Origin of the sequence: Phormidesmis priestleyi ULC007, from assembly GCF_001895925.1 — a bacterium.
GTDB classification, from domain to species: domain Bacteria; phylum Cyanobacteriota; class Cyanobacteriia; order Leptolyngbyales; family Leptolyngbyaceae; genus Phormidesmis_A; species Phormidesmis_A priestleyi_A.
This window is the reverse complement of record NZ_MPPI01000009.1, coordinates 71,990-85,759: the sequence shown is the minus strand read 5'-3', so window position 1 is coordinate 85,759 and position 13,770 is coordinate 71,990. Positions and strand designations below refer to the sequence as shown.

General features: G+C 48.3%; 13 protein-coding genes. 6 read left to right on the top strand and 7 right to left on the bottom strand.

Features of this window, described 5'->3' with window-relative positions:
• Nucleotides 1-330 precede the first annotated feature (330 nt).
• On the top strand, nt 331-1,032 hold the full coding sequence (locus BRW63_RS10035) for a Crp/Fnr family transcriptional regulator (RefSeq protein WP_073070764.1): 702 nt from the start codon (nt 331-333) through the stop codon (nt 1,030-1,032).
• Here BRW63_RS10035 and BRW63_RS10030 read toward each other — a convergent pair.
• Nucleotides 1,029-1,709 carry an MBL fold metallo-hydrolase gene (locus tag BRW63_RS10030; protein ID WP_106253979.1) on the bottom strand — a complete coding sequence of 227 codons (681 nt, stop codon included), beginning with the start codon at nt 1,707-1,709 and terminating at the stop codon, nt 1,029-1,031. The genes BRW63_RS10035 and BRW63_RS10030 overlap by 4 nt on opposite strands.
• 409 nt (nt 1,710-2,118) lie before the next feature.
• On the opposite strand from BRW63_RS10030, the gene BRW63_RS10025 reads away from it, so the two are divergent.
• The 3 genes from BRW63_RS10025 to BRW63_RS10015 are packed head-to-tail and all read left to right on the top strand — an operon-like array spanning nt 2,119 to nt 5,320.
• Nucleotides 2,119-3,609 (top strand): site-2 protease family protein, encoded by a 1,491-nt coding sequence (locus tag BRW63_RS10025; RefSeq protein ID WP_073070761.1) that lies wholly within the window; start codon nt 2,119-2,121, stop codon nt 3,607-3,609.
• The gene (locus BRW63_RS10020) at nt 3,606-4,922 is read left to right on the top strand and encodes an ATP-binding protein (RefSeq protein WP_073070759.1); all 1,317 of its coding nucleotides are present in this window, start codon (nt 3,606-3,608) and stop codon (nt 4,920-4,922) included. Before BRW63_RS10025 ends, BRW63_RS10020 begins: the two co-directional genes overlap by 4 nt.
• Nucleotides 4,919-5,320: an acyl-CoA thioesterase gene (locus BRW63_RS10015; RefSeq protein ID WP_073070758.1), complete on the top strand. Its 402-nt coding sequence runs from the start codon at nt 4,919-4,921 to the stop codon at nt 5,318-5,320. The genes BRW63_RS10020 and BRW63_RS10015 overlap by 4 nt, the downstream gene beginning before the upstream one ends.
• Here the strand turns inward: BRW63_RS10015 and BRW63_RS10010 are convergent.
• Nucleotides 5,292-7,079: a hypothetical protein gene (locus BRW63_RS10010; RefSeq protein WP_073070954.1), complete on the bottom strand. Its 1,788-nt coding sequence runs from the start codon at nt 7,077-7,079 to the stop codon at nt 5,292-5,294. The genes BRW63_RS10015 and BRW63_RS10010 overlap by 29 nt on opposite strands.
• 309 nt (nt 7,080-7,388) lie before the next feature.
• On the opposite strand from BRW63_RS10010, the gene BRW63_RS10005 reads away from it, so the two are divergent.
• The gene (locus tag BRW63_RS10005) at nt 7,389-7,934 is read left to right on the top strand and encodes an NADPH-dependent FMN reductase (protein WP_073070756.1); all 546 of its coding nucleotides are present in this window, start codon (nt 7,389-7,391) and stop codon (nt 7,932-7,934) included.
• Between the two features lie 403 nt (nt 7,935-8,337).
• Nucleotides 8,338-8,913 carry a DUF981 family protein gene (locus tag BRW63_RS10000; RefSeq protein WP_073070755.1) on the top strand — a complete coding sequence of 192 codons (576 nt, stop codon included), beginning with the start codon at nt 8,338-8,340 and terminating at the stop codon, nt 8,911-8,913.
• A 502-nt stretch (nt 8,914-9,415) separates the two neighbouring features.
• Here the strand turns inward: BRW63_RS10000 and BRW63_RS09995 are convergent.
• The 5 genes from BRW63_RS09995 to BRW63_RS29905 form a co-directional block, all read right to left on the bottom strand.
• Entirely contained in the window at nt 9,416-10,351 is a 936-nt protein-coding gene (locus BRW63_RS09995; RefSeq protein ID WP_073070753.1) for an NF038130 family PEP-CTERM protein, read from the bottom strand.
• A 210-nt stretch (nt 10,352-10,561) separates the two neighbouring features.
• Entirely contained in the window at nt 10,562-11,725 is a 1,164-nt protein-coding gene (locus tag BRW63_RS09990) for an LL-diaminopimelate aminotransferase (protein ID WP_073070752.1), read from the bottom strand.
• A 76-nt stretch (nt 11,726-11,801) separates the two neighbouring features.
• Nucleotides 11,802-12,131, bottom strand: coding sequence for a thioredoxin family protein (locus tag BRW63_RS09985; RefSeq protein WP_073070750.1), 330 nt, complete (start codon nt 12,129-12,131; stop codon nt 11,802-11,804).
• A 142-nt stretch (nt 12,132-12,273) separates the two neighbouring features.
• Nucleotides 12,274-13,074 carry a PspA/IM30 family protein gene (locus BRW63_RS09980; protein WP_073070749.1) on the bottom strand — a complete coding sequence of 267 codons (801 nt, stop codon included), beginning with the start codon at nt 13,072-13,074 and terminating at the stop codon, nt 12,274-12,276.
• 215 nt (nt 13,075-13,289) lie between these two features.
• On the bottom strand, nt 13,290-13,580 hold the full coding sequence (locus BRW63_RS29905) for an HNH endonuclease (RefSeq protein WP_223257348.1): 291 nt from the start codon (nt 13,578-13,580) through the stop codon (nt 13,290-13,292).
• Between the last annotated feature and the right edge of the window lie 190 nt (nt 13,581-13,770).

Here is a 13,770-nt window from a genome sequence, read left to right as displayed (position 1 = left end):
GGATGTCAGCAAAACTTTAGGCTATGATGTCGTGTGGTTTACGCTAGTTAATGGAGTAGCGGCTGCCTCAACTCTTTTGAGATAGATGATCGTGAAACAAACTACGGAATCGTCATCTGTCATTAAGCTACCAACTACTGTATAAAAGCGACTAACTACTGTATAAATTAATTGCCATAAACTCTTGCTTCTACACATGCCTATCCGCTTAATTGATCTGTAATTCTACTAATTTTAAGGAATAAGCTCTACTAAACGAACAGCCCTGAATTTAGGTTTTCTAAAATTTCGCTCTTCAGTGTGACCTGCCCCCCTCAAACTAAAGTTCCAATGGAAGATTGGCATAACTCGCCCGACAACTCCTCTAGTGAATCGATCACCTCTGCTCCCTTTTTTGACGGGTTGCCAGAGGCGGCAATTGAGAAAGCGACTGCTCATGTGGTGATGCGAAGCCACCCTGCAAATCAAGTCATTCTTCTAGAAAATGACTGGGGAAGCTCTGTTTATTTTATTTTGACGGGCTGGGTAAAAATTAGAACCTATAACCTCGACGGCAAGGAAGTCACCCTCAACATTTTGGGCAAAGGAGAACTGTTTGGAGAGATGGCACCCCTAGATGAAGTGCCGCGATCGACCGATGTGATCACGCTGGCTCCGACGGCGATCGGCAACATGCCCGCTCAAGATTTTGTGCAACTGCTCAACCACGAGCCACAAGCAGGAGTCAGACTGGCTCAACTCATGGCGCGTCGTCTGCGACAGGTCAATCGGCGGCTGAGACTGCGAGAATCTGACAGCACCTCACGGGTGTCAGATATTCTGCTGTTTTTAGCCGAAGGTCAGGGCAAGCGCAGCCTTAGAGGAATCGAGATTCCCAACCTTCCTCACCGCGAATTGAGCAGCCTGAGTGGTCTAGCGCGAGAAACGGTGACCAGAGTGTTGAGCAAATTAGAGAAGAAAGGATTAATTGAGCGCGATCGTGACACCCTCTGCATTCCCGACCCGCACGCGCTAGAACGGCTGATGCTTTAGAGAATTGGCTGCATTTTTAGGCAGGCTTGCAGGTCTAGTTGAGCCAGTTTGGGGTAGGGGTCTGCGATCGTTTGTTTGCCCCGCAGAAAGCCAATACTTGCGCCTGGGCAGAGAAACCGCAGCGTGTCGGGTGTGAATTGATCCAATAGCGTTTGGACGCTGCGAATTTGACGAACCCAATGAAAGGTTTTGGCAGTTCTGAGGGGCGCGGGGTTGCCGTGACGATCGGGCACCAGATGCCGACCTGAAAACAGCACTCCCCCCCAAGCCTGGTGATAGAGACAGGCAGAACCCGGAGAATGTCCTGAAGTCCAGATCAGGCGACTGTGATTGAGGCTCAATTCTTCGCGAAAGACCGTCAGCGCTAACCCTGGTAGTAAGTAGGCTTCTTGCTCTTGAATCACGACTTCACAGCCTAATGCCTGCTGAATGTCTCTAACTTTGCCCATGCCACCCCGATGCGTCATCACCAACCAGCGCACCCCCTGCGCTTGCAAAAAGGTTTGGTTTGCCTCATCCCAGGCAGGGCAGTCTACTAAGATATTGCCTTCTGTTTCTATAATCAGATAAGCTGTTCCACCCAACGTATCTCGATTGGGCGCAAACGCAAAAATAAAGTGAGGAGAAGAGCCGTCATCGCTGCTTAAAACGAGACGGGGCGGTTTGGAAGATGACACCTTTTGACGAGATGAACTAGCCTGAAGAGGAGTGGAAGAGGAAGACGCAAATTGTTCTGAAGGCACTGGTGTTATAAAAATATTGACTGATGGGCTGTCAATTCTAATAGTAAGGAATGCGAATTGAATAATATCGGTTACTTGCAATGATAATGGGCACGGCAGTGCCATGCCCTTACGCGATCCTAAGTGGTTCGCCCCTGTTGATTTTGCCAGATTGTTGAGGATTCTACAAAGAACGAAAAAATATTAGGCTTCTGCAACTTTACCCATTGAATCTATTAGCAAACGGTGGCAGTGGGTTGAGTGCTATGGTTTAAATCCTACCGGGGCATCTCTCAACGACTAAACAAGGCTCTACGACGGTGTTTCGGAATCTACTGCATCATAAATTCTTAAAATTCAGCGCATGAATTGGATCTGGTTATTTGTATTAGGACTGATTACATATTTTATTGTGCAGAGAGTGACCGGAATCACTCGCACTCCTGTTTGGGTGCTCTGGCTCGTTGCCATGATGCCTGCGTTTTTGCTCACCGCTTGGGCGATCGCGTTTGGAACACAGCGACGAATGCCCTTAGAGTTGGTCATTTTGCTGTTTGTGGGCTGTTTGGCACTTTATCTATACTTAATTCAAAAAGGGCGAATTGCGCCGACTTCTGCGCTCGATACGGCTTCCCAAACGCCATCTTCGACCCCAGAAACGCTATCTGAGCAACCTGTTGAGCAACCTGTTTCGCGCCCTATTAATAAAGCCGAGGAGACCAGTTTACAAGGCTGTTTTCCCTGGTCAATTTATTATTTACAAAATATTGAATATCGTCCGCAAGCCGTGATCTGTCGGGGACAGCTACGCACCGTGCCAGAAGTTGCCTACAAGACAATCCAGGAAAACGTCGAAGGAAAATTTGGCGATCGCTTCTTTGTCGTGTTTCAAGAAGGGCTGAACGATAATAAACCCTTCTTTGCGCTGGTGCCTAACCCTCAAGCCAGCGTAGAGGCGAGACAAAATCAACGGCTGACTCGTCCTGGCATTGCACTGGGTCTAGCGGCAATGACGCTGCTTACCACAACGCTGGCAGGGTTAGAAATTGCCGGGAAACAGCCTACTTTGGAACCCTCCGTATTAGTGCAAGGGTTGCCCTATGCGCTGGCAATCATGGGATTTTTTGCCATACGATCGCTGGGTTCTTATTGGACAACTCGCCGCTACCACATCGCCGCGACTCTGCCCTATTTCATTCCAGTCATTCCCCTGCCGCTGATCCCCTTGGGGACGGTTGGCTCGTTTATTCAGATTCGATCGCCGATTCCTCACCGCAAAGCGCTGTTTGATGTGGGTGTGATTGGCGCATTGGCAGGACTTGCGATCGCGATCCCCCTGCTGTTTTGGGGCTTAGATCATTCCAGCGTGGTTGCCCTACCGCCTAAACCAGGAGCCGGGTTACTCAGCTTTGAGGCACTGAATCCTAAATATTCTGTGGTGCTGGCAGTGTTAGGAAAGTTAGCTCTCGGAAGCGAGTTGGTGGCTCAAAAGGCCATTAATCTGCACCCGATCGCTGTCGCGGGCTGGATTGGCTTGCTGTTTAGTGCCTTTAACTTGATGCCCGTCGGACAGCTAGACGGTGGACGGATGGTGCATGCCATGTTTGGGCAGCGCACCGGAGCCGCGATCGGACAAATTTCTCGATTGCTGCTGCTGGTTCTCTCATTTGCCCAACAACATTTGCTGCTGTGGGCAATTTTGCTATTGCTGCTTCCTGCCACTGATGAGCCTGCGCTGAACGATGTCACTGAGTTAAACAACGTCCGCGATGTGATTGGGCTGTTAGCGCTGGCTCTAGTGCTGCTGATTATTCTGCCTGCACCTAAAGTCGTGTTGGCGTGGTTGAGTTTATGAATACTCCAGTCAGCGCACCTCAAACCCTGCATCAGAATCTACTCTCATTGCTGGTATATCGAGAGATTTTAAGCGATCGGGTGGGGCAAGCCTTTTTAGAGTTGTTGCAGTCGCTCACCCGTGCAGACAGTTCCGCTGCGCTACAGGCTTATGGAACTTGGTTTACGGCACTGGCTGAACGCAATCAAGGCTGGCAGGAATATGTGCTCGATCGGCTTCTGACCGCAGAAAATGCTTTTTCTCGTCACGTCCAAAAAGCTGACGATCTCCCGTCTGCCTTGATCAAAGCAGTAAAGCGCGACCTACAGATATTACAGAGTCTCTATGGCTGTGGGAGTGAGCAAATCTGTGAGTGGGTTACCCAACAAACTTCATCTGAAAATTTAACTGCTTGGTCAGATGAGTTATCCCAAAAAATGACGGTGAGTGACTCAGAAAAGATCGCCTCACAGCTAAAGACTAAGCTAGGAACGATGCCAGATTGGGCGGAAGCTTTAGAAGCGTTATCTGCCTACTACCGCGAGTTTGGGACGGGAATTTTTGCAGAATATCGGGCATTTCGTTGGCAAAATGGGCAACTGAACGCGATCGCTCATCCCGATTCGCTCCGAGCATCTGATTTGATTGGCTATGAAAGTCAGCGTGAAATGCTGCTCAAAAACACAGCGTTTCTGCTGTCTGGTCATGCGGCTCTGCACGTTTTGCTTTATGGCAGCCGGGGATCGGGGAAGTCGTCTCTCGTGAAGTCGCTGCTGCGAGAGTATGACGATCGTCAGCTTCGTCTGATTGAAGTCGGCAAATCTGAACTCAAAGATCTGCCCGAAATCGTTGAGCCATTGCGGAATTTACCTCAGAAATTTATTATTTTTGTCGATGATTTATCGTTTGAAGAAGACGATGATGCTTATAAAGCGCTAAAAGTTGTGCTGGAAGGTAATCTCACGGCTCGTCCTCAAAATGTCGTAGTTTATGCCACCTCAAATCGACGGCATTTAGTTCGCGAGTTTTTTGACGATCGTCCTCGCCCCAAAGATGCTGACGAAGTTCATCACTGGGACACTGTGCAAGAAAAATTATCGTTTAGCGATCGCTTTGGCTTAACGCTCACCTTTGAACCTGCGGATCAAACCACTTATTTAAAGATGATTGATCACCTCGCACAACGGGCAAAAATCACGCTAGAGCCGCAGGATTTGGAGTATCGTGCTTTGCAGTGGGCAACTCGACATAACGGGCGATCGGGCAGAACTGCACGGCAGTTTATTGATTTTCTGCAAGCTGATTTAGCCCTATTTGAGCCATCAAATCAATGACTTTTATCTATCAACGAACGGTGCGTTTTGAAGATACTGATGCGGCTGGCGTTGTTTATTTTGCCAATATTCTCAAGATTTGCCATGAAGCTTACGAAGAAATTTTGATCGCCGCAGGCATTGATCTGAAATCATTCTTTCGAGATTCTGATGTTGCCGTTCCCATTGTTCATGCGGATGTTGATTTTTTTCGCCCTTTACACTGTGGCGATCGCTTATCGGTGCAAATCAGTCCTCACCCGATTAATGACAGTGAGTTTGAGATTATTTATGAAATTGGGTTAGCTGATTTCGATCGTCCCGCAAGTCGAGCCTCGACTCGTCATGTTTGCATTGATCCGGTGGGTCGATCGAGAAAAGAGTTGCCGTCTAAACTGCGTCAGTGGGTGCAGCACTAATCTGCTTTTGTTTGAGAATGCACTGTCCATCTAATATCGTGACTCCGCCTGCTGTGGTGAGGCGACATTGAGGCATGACTTGAGCGATCGCCCCTAACTTACCAGCTTTTAAATAGGCGATCGCACGTCCGGTTTCAGGTTCAAATAGTCGAAACCAGCGATAACTTCGGAGATATTCAGGTTTAAATGCAGCTTGATCAATTAGCCAATAGTTAATGCGGTATTGCTGGATTAGTCGTTTTGCAAGCGCCAGATCAGGGCTGTATTGAGCCTTTAAAAGCTCGATCGTTCGCTGACGAATCTGATTATAGTAGCCCAGATGAAACGGCACTGCATATTCTTGAGCAGTGAGCGTAGACCGTTGACCAAACATCGGCAAGTTACTGCCGTCTAGCCCTAAATAAGCCGTCAAGCTGGACTTTGGGCTAGCTTGCAAAAATCGGTAGAGCGCAGGGTTTCCGCCCGTGACATAACCCATTTTGGGAAACTCCTTCCACACCAGATGAGGATATAGCGCGGCTGCCACTATCCATACTCCAACCATGCCATGCACCAGCAGATTGCGAACAGAAGATCGGGCTTGCCGTGCCCAATTAAGCAGCGAATTTAGCCCGATCGCCAAGACGATGCCTGCTGATATTGCCATTGCGACCCGCCAACTATGAGTTGTGTAGCGACTCGGAAAGTGGAGTTTGGCAAACATTATGTGAGCGATCAAGAATCCTACTACGCCCGATAGCGCCAACTGCGGTAGGAGTTTCCATTCCGATCGCAGTTGCTTTAAAAGCGGAATCTGGGGGCGAAACTTGAGCAGCCACGGCAACAATAACCCGATCGTGATCAAAGGTGGATTCGCGGTAATCTGAATTCCGCTATCAGTGCCATCTAACCAAAATCCAAAAAAACTGGGAAAGAAAAAGGGCAATCGTCCTCCCGGCAAAAACTCAGGCATGGTGCGGGCTTGAGCCGCTGTTACCGTGGGCGCGAACTCTGACTGACTCAACACATAAGGAAGCAGTGCCGCGATCGTTAAAACTAAAATCCCTAATTCTAAGCGCAGTGGTTTTGGAAACCAGTCGGCTGCAATCCACGATCGCAGTGAAGAACGCTTTAGGCTTCTCACTCGATTAGCTCGAATAGAACTTCCAACAAACCACAGACAACGCAAACTGATAAACAAAGCGATCAACACGGCTGACAGAGGGCAGAATAGGCTCATCACCAATACTGTAATCGCTAAGAGAATCCAAGCCTGTCGCGCTAGGTAATAGAGAAAAGCAATCAGCAATAATTCCCAAAACGATCGGGGAGATGCAGAGGCAAGATCATCTCGCTGCCAACAGCTTTGCAGCAAAATCACACTGCTAAAAAAACCTGCGATCGGAATCGGAAACAACTGCACTGTTAACCGATATCCATACCAGCCTACAAGCAGACTGAGAACCAACGGCAGCAGCTTGCTGAACACCAAGGGAGAAATCCCCATTGCCATCATGCGATAGAGCGTTCCTAGCCCCCAAGGAGTGACAGACTGAAAATAATCTGCCATCAAATCTTGCGGAAAGAGTTGCGGATCGAGAAACCGCTGCATCCAAATTAGATAGACTCGCGCATCGTCCTGAATCACATATTCGCTAGAAAATGCTTCCTGCAAGGCCAACCCGCCATAGAGAGCGGCAAACGCTAAACTCAGCACCAGCCAAAGTTCTGCTGATCGAAAACGGTGAGCGATCGCCAAAGAAACGGCGCGAATGTTCATAAAAATCGGTCTGCCCATTAGCAGCAGGAAGCAACAAATGTGTTGCTAAGACTACCACAGGATGATTGACGTGAAATTCGTCGCTAGAGTATGACTCGATCGCTGCGACTCAGCTTCACCTTTTAACTGCTCACAAAATCTTTGACACTTTCTTCATTTAACAGTTAGACTGTATGTAGTCATAACGACTTCGTTTTAGTCTTGTCGTGAGTTCATCTCTATTAACGTAGACAACTTTGCTCTAATTTTTGCAAACTAAAGCGTGAGTCTCTTCAGAAAACTTTTTAATCACAAAGAGGAACATTCAGAATGGTGAAAGTCGTTGCAATTGGGGGAAGCTTACGATCGGGTTCCTCCACCTATCTGGCACTTCAGCAAGCCGTTGATCGCCTGGCTGCCTTGGGCGCTGAGGTCACACTGCTTGATTTGCGAACAATGGATCTCCCATTCTGCGATGGAGGAGATGACTATTCTGACTACCCTGATGTCAAGCGGTTGCAAGATGCCGTCAAAAAGGCGGACGCGATCGTGCTAGCAAGCCCCGAATATCACGGCAGCGTCAGTGGAGTGCTAAAAAACGCTCTAGATTTAATGGGCTTTGAAGAAATGGCAGGGAAAGTCACCGGGCTAATCAGCGTCTTGGGCGGACAGGCAAACAGCAACGCCCTCAACGATTTGCGCTTAATTATGCGGTGGGTGAATGCGTGGGTGATTCCTGAACAAGTCGGCATCGCGCAGGCGTGGAAAGCCTTTGATGAAGACGGCAAACTCTTAGACAACAAACTTGCTGAACGGTTCGATCTCTTTACCCAAAGTCTGGTGGACAATACGCGCAAGCTTCGCGGCGTGAATTAGAAATGTGCTAACCCTTCTCCTTGGCGAGAAGGGAACCAGAACTCTCCTGTTCCCTCTTTTTGGGGAGAGGGCTAGGATGAGGGCGGAGTATTGATGCAGGAAGTCTAATACGAAGTGGTTCCTTTTTCAGAGCCTTCTTTGCTCAAATAGGATTCTCGTCGCCTCACAGCAGCTTCCTGCATCAAATGCGCTTTTTCCATACTCTGCAACCATTGTTTGTATAAACCAGAAAAGTAATTAACTGCTAACTATTATTGACCTAAAGGTAGACGCAGGGTGAACTCAAACAATTCAATCTTTAACATAACTCTTTTAGCAATGTTTGAGACTCCAACACCGAGTTCTAGATTTTTTATCTCTCTGAAGTCATCCCATCTATCCAAGTCTTTTCAGGGAAGTTACTATGTTTATCGACTACATCACACTCATGCTGATTAACATGGTCGCGGGACTCTGTTTACTAGCGTATTATGTTTATGCTGGGTTAGAAGATGCTCATCAGAAACGCTGGATTCCTGGTTTTGGGATTTCAGGTGCGATCGCGTTAACCACAGGGTTACACATGATGTTGACTTGGCCCGTCCCAGGCAGCTTCAATATTGCGTTTGGTGAAACGAGTGTTTTATTTGGCATTCTCTTTGTTGGCACCGCTGTTGCGATCGCTCAAGGTTGGGATCTGATCGCCTTAGCCCTCTATAGTTTTTTTGCGGGCTTAGTCGCGATCGTTGTCGGCATCCGCATACTAAATCTAGGACTGACTAACCAACCCTTAGTCTCTAGCATTGGCTTTATCTTGACCGGAATCGGTGGCGTTTGTGCATTACCAACATTACTGTTGTTTCGAGAGAATCGCACTTGGCGACTCGTTGGCGCGATCGTATTAGTTGCAGCAGCACTGATCTGGGCATTCACCGGATATTTAGCGTATTGGAACCACTTAGAGAGCTTCCAGCAATGGGTTCCACGCACGATGCGGTAGCTTCAAACTTTTGAAAAAAGCTGCAAGAACCTACTATTTTCGACCAGAATCGGTACGATCACAACCAAACTTTTGGCTAAAATACAGTGAAAGTGTTGAAACTGCGATCGACGGCAAAGTAAGCTTCAAGAGTAATGTTCTAGACGTGTTGTTCGGGTCTAAATGGGGAGTCCAAATATGACTCGATTCATGTCCCGTCGCTTCGACTTTTGTTTTGGTTTCTGTTGCCCTGTCAGGATGCGGTAGCTTCGCTCCAGGTAGTGTTCGATCGTCAATCACAATATCGGCTTTCGTGACTGTTTCGCGGGACTATTTAGGAAAGGCGGCAAGTCTGCGCTAATAGCGATTTTGGATAGGCAATGGGCTTTGATGTGCATACTTAGAATTCCCGATCGCAGTGTTCCCCACTCACCTTTGAGAGCAACGAGCGGTCTACCTTCAGCGCACAAAAAAAGGGAGCTATTCGCTCCCGTTTCGCATTTTGTGAATGAATCTGAAAGCTTTACGCTTTTCTGAGCAGACGGCGCTTGAACGCAAGCAAGCTGCCCAACCCCACTAAGCCCATCAAAGTGGACGGCTCAGGAACATGCTTTGGCGGGGCAACCCCTTTGATCTTGATTTCGTAGTTTCCACTATGAGAGATGCCATCACTCTTCTCAACTAGATTAGATTTCGTTGCAGAAAAGCCGTAGCCGTAATCAGTGACCCCATTGTAGGTATACTTAAAGACCTCGCTGGCTTGAATGGTGCTGGCTCCTAACTGGTTTTTTAACCCAGTAATCTTGACTTTGCTCTGTTGAGTTGCTGCTGAGTTTCCAGTCAAGCCCGCGAGATAGGCATCGAGTGATTTTGTGATGAGAGAATTGGCATTTAGGTGACCTGCCAAGCCGACTTGAATCTCACCCGTCGTGTCGTTCTGATTTAGATAGGAAATGTTGGGGTCACTAAACCGTTCAAAGCCACCATAGGTTTTGAAGATATTGAACACCTGCACCCCATCACTGGTGCCCGCCAAGCTACCAAACCCGTTTTGAGTCATTGCTTGATTAAACCAAGATTGACCAAACGTGGTGCCATTATAGGCACTGTTCCAATCATCTTTAGTGAGGCTGCTGATGGTGATGGCTTTGCCGCCAATGGTTCCTGTCAGACTGGTGTTTTTGGTGAAATTGAAGCCAGGTTTTTCACTGCTGGCGGCGAGTTCAACGTTACCCGTCGGGCTGGTGCTATTGCCACCCAAAACCTTCGCCAGGTTTGCTGGAGTTTTAGCAACCTCAAACGTGTTGGTGTTGTTGGCATCGTAGATCAGATAGTCGGTTGGCTGAGTGCCGCCGATCGTTGCGCCCGATAGTGTGCCTGCAAAGGCTGGAGTGCCCATAATTGCACTTGCCGTTACGATCGCGCTTGTAATCGCAAATCGAGAAAGTTTTTTTGCCATATCGCGCCGTTTTTGTGAAGTTAAATGCAGGGGCAACTCTGAGCAGTCCCAGTCCAGAAATCGTTTTGGAAGCTGTGTATATCTGGCTACTCTATCCTGCCCAATTTACAAAAAAGTCTACTGGACTTTGGCAAAGTTCTGATTAAGCTTTCTCGGCTACTATCAAGGCTGTGTGAAGCTTTTCTGAGGGCGATTTCACGAGTGCATCGATCAGAGGAATTGAGCCATGCGATCGACCGCAGTTTCTAAAATTTCTGATGGATGAACCAGCGCAAATCGCACATATCCTTCACCCGATTTACCAAATCCTGCACCAGGTGAGACGGCAACCCCAGTTGCTTCTACGAGATCTATGCAGAATTTGATCGAATTTGCGCTCCAGGGTTTTGGTAGTTTTGCCCAGACGTATAGTGCGGTTTGAGGAGTGGGAACTTTCCATCCGATGCGATCGAGCGCTCCGACAAAGACATCTCGACGCTGACGAAACGTTGCAATCGCCTCTTGAGTGCCAGTTTGAGAACCTGTGAGAGCCGCGATCGCTCCGTTTAAGATGCCTTGATATTGATTGAAATCTACGGCGGCTTTGACGTACCTGAGTGCTCGAATCAATTTCGCATTGCCGATCGCATAACCCACCCGAAAGCCACCCATGTTGTAGGACTTGGAGAGCGTGAAGAACTCGATCGAGACGCTTTTATCAGGGTCAGCTTGCAAAATCGAGGGCACGATCGTCTCGCTAAACACCAAATCCACATACGGGAAGTCATGCACCAAAACTAGATCGTGATGCTGACAGAATGCGACGGCTTCTTTGAAAAAAGAGAGCGGCGCGATCGCTGTCGTCGGATTGTGGGGATAACTCAACACCATCATTCGCGACTGTGCCAAAACGTGAGGCGGAATGTTTTGTAAAACTGGCAGAAACCCATTTTCGGCGGTGATCGGCATCGGGTAAATTTGACCGCTTGCCAGATGAACCCCACCCGCATGAGATGGATAACCCGGATCGAGCAGCAGCGCAAAATCACCTGGATTCAAGATTGCGAGTGGCAAATGGGCAGTGCCTTCTTGAGAGCCGATCAGGGGCAATACCTCCGTCTCTGGATCGATCGCAGCGCCGAATTTTTGGGTGTACCAATTAGCAGCCGCTTGACGAAATGCCTGAGTGCCGTGAAACAAAAGATAGCCATGCGTGCTGGGATCATGAAGCGATCGCTCGATCTCCTCCAGCACATGGGGCTGAGTGGGTAAATCAGATGATCCCAGTGACAGATCAATGACATCACGTCCGGCTGCTTTGGCTTTGGTTTTTGCCCGATCCATGTCAGCAAAGACGTTGACTTGTAGCGGTTCTAAACGGGTGGCAAATTGCATACGCCTTTGCGATCGCGGATCAGCATTGAGACGACAGAAGTCAGGTTTAAAGTGTATCGCTTTAAGTGAATGTAACCTACGCCGAAAGCTGAGACAGCACAAAATCCTCTAGTTTTTGTTTGGTGATTGCGCCCTCGCTGGCTTTTTTCACTTCGCCGCTTTCAAAAAATCTAAACGCGGGAACACCTTCTATTTTGCACTGAGAGACACTTTGAGGGTTTGGATCGACTTCCATCTTGATCACCTTTAAGCGATCGCCATAGCTAGATGCAATGCTTTCAACTAAAGGAGCCGTCAACCGACAAGGGCCACACCACGAAGCCCAAAAGTAAACCAGCACGGGCTGATCGGCTTTCAAGACTTCTGTCTCAAATTCGTTATCCCCAATTACCCGAACGCTACTCATATCGGCATCACTGTTATTAACATCCGTTCATAATTCTAAAGCCTTAGCTCTCCGATGCTGGCGGCTTTTGCAAGAAACCTTAAAACCAAAGAACTCCAACTTCTTTGAGAAGTCGGAGTTCTAGAGGTAAATCGCAGCAATCTTAAAGCTGATCGAGTTGCTTTTTCAGGTCTTCTAACTCTGCGTCAACGACTTGCTGATCTTGAGGAGACGCGGCTGTCTTGGGTTGAGGAGTCGTCTCAGCGGGTGCAGTTCCGGGCAACTGAGCCTGATTTTGAGGCGTGCCCGGAGCCAGCATTTGCGCCTTCATGGCTTCGAGTTCGAGGTCAACATCTCCCGACTCTAGCCTTGCGAATTGGCTTTCTAAATCGGCACCTGCCAGCTCAGCCGCCGCTTGCGATCGCGCTTCTAGGGTCAAGACTTTTTCTTCCATCCGCTCAAAGGCTGCCATTGCGCTGCTTGTGCCCAGATTTCCGACGGTGTTCTGCAATTGCTCTTGAGCTTTGGCAGCACTGGCCCGTGCCCGCAGCATATCTTTCTTGGTTTTCGCTTCAGAGATTTTGCCTTCTAGAGCGATTAAACTGCGCTTGAGCGTGTCAACCTGGGTGACTTGCTGATCGAGTTGAGTCCTGAGAGTCGTTGCCGTGTCAGCGTGAGTTTTTTTGCGGAGCAGGGCTTCGCGGGCAAGATTTTCGTCGCCTTTTTGCAGCGCAAGCTGGGCTTTTTGCTGCCAATTATTCGACTGCGTTTGCGCCTGGTTATATTGCTGCTCACTGCGTTTTTGACTCGCGATCGCGCTAGCAACTGCCTGACGCAACTGCACCAGATCCTCCTGCATATCGATGACAGCTTGTTCCAGAATCTTTTCTGGGTCTTCAGCCTTGCTCACCATATCGTTGACATTCGATCTAACCACGCGGCTGATTCTGTCAAATAATCCCATAATTCTGTCTTTCCTCTTGATGTGTATACAAAAGGGTGTGCTACCTATACGTTAGCCCACACCGCCGATCGTAGAAAGAAACCTACTAAATTAACCAGAGCCTTCTAATCTTAAGCCGTGTAAAAAACTAAGCTCTCTATCAGTTTAAGAATTTCAGGCTGAAATCGGTAGATTAATCGATTTTTTTACAAGTCGTGATGCGTAAAGCCGCTAACCTAAGCCGGGAGATCGCCCTCCCGGCTTGGCTTCAAAACCGGACGTGAAAGTTTTCTTTCATCCGGCTCCTCTCCGAGTTGACCCTTGGCATGGGTACTTAATTGTTGTGAAAGAATGCTTAATCCACCGTGTATCCGGTCGTGGCAGTGACGATGGGTAGCGGTCAAATTTTCCTTCCGGTTATTCCTATAGTTTCCATCCAGGTGATGAATTTCTATTTGATCTTCCGGGTGAAAGTGTAATCCACATTCAGGACATTTCCCTTTCTGTCTTTTGAGAGCTAATGCCATCATTTGAGACGTTCCGGGGTAATTTCCTCTTCGTTGACTCCAATAAGTCCAGTTGCCATCATAAGGGTTGACTGCAAAGATACAATTTTTTGCAGATGGGCGTGTGTTCTCGTCCACGAACGATTCGGAAGCCCATTGACTCAAAGGTTTTGGTGACTCGATTTCTGGGAGCATCAACTGGAAACTTGAC

Bases quoted from the DNA above. Each gene is read 5' to 3' on its own strand.
- BRW63_RS09990 (WP_073070752.1), bottom strand. From the start codon at position 11,725: ATGCAATTTGCCACCCGTTTAGAACCGCTACAAGTCAACGTCTTTGCT.
- BRW63_RS09995 (WP_073070753.1), bottom strand. From the start codon at position 10,351: ATGGCAAAAAAACTTTCTCGATTTGCGATTACAAGCGCGATCGTAACG.
- BRW63_RS29905 (WP_223257348.1), bottom strand. From the start codon at position 13,580: ATGGCATTAGCTCTCAAAAGACAGAAAGGGAAATGTCCTGAATGTGGA.
- BRW63_RS10010 (WP_073070954.1), bottom strand. From the start codon at position 7,079: ATGAACATTCGCGCCGTTTCTTTGGCGATCGCTCACCGTTTTCGATCA.
- BRW63_RS10015 (WP_073070758.1), top strand. From the start codon at position 4,919: ATGACTTTTATCTATCAACGAACGGTGCGTTTTGAAGATACTGATGCG.
- BRW63_RS10000 (WP_073070755.1), top strand. From the start codon at position 8,338: ATGTTTATCGACTACATCACACTCATGCTGATTAACATGGTCGCGGGA.
- BRW63_RS10035 (WP_073070764.1), top strand. From the start codon at position 331: ATGGAAGATTGGCATAACTCGCCCGACAACTCCTCTAGTGAATCGATC.
- BRW63_RS10020 (WP_073070759.1), top strand. From the start codon at position 3,606: ATGAATACTCCAGTCAGCGCACCTCAAACCCTGCATCAGAATCTACTC.
- BRW63_RS10025 (WP_073070761.1), top strand. From the start codon at position 2,119: ATGAATTGGATCTGGTTATTTGTATTAGGACTGATTACATATTTTATT.
- BRW63_RS09980 (WP_073070749.1), bottom strand. From the start codon at position 13,074: ATGGGATTATTTGACAGAATCAGCCGCGTGGTTAGATCGAATGTCAAC.
- BRW63_RS10005 (WP_073070756.1), top strand. From the start codon at position 7,389: ATGGTGAAAGTCGTTGCAATTGGGGGAAGCTTACGATCGGGTTCCTCC.
- BRW63_RS09985 (WP_073070750.1), bottom strand. From the start codon at position 12,131: ATGAGTAGCGTTCGGGTAATTGGGGATAACGAATTTGAGACAGAAGTC.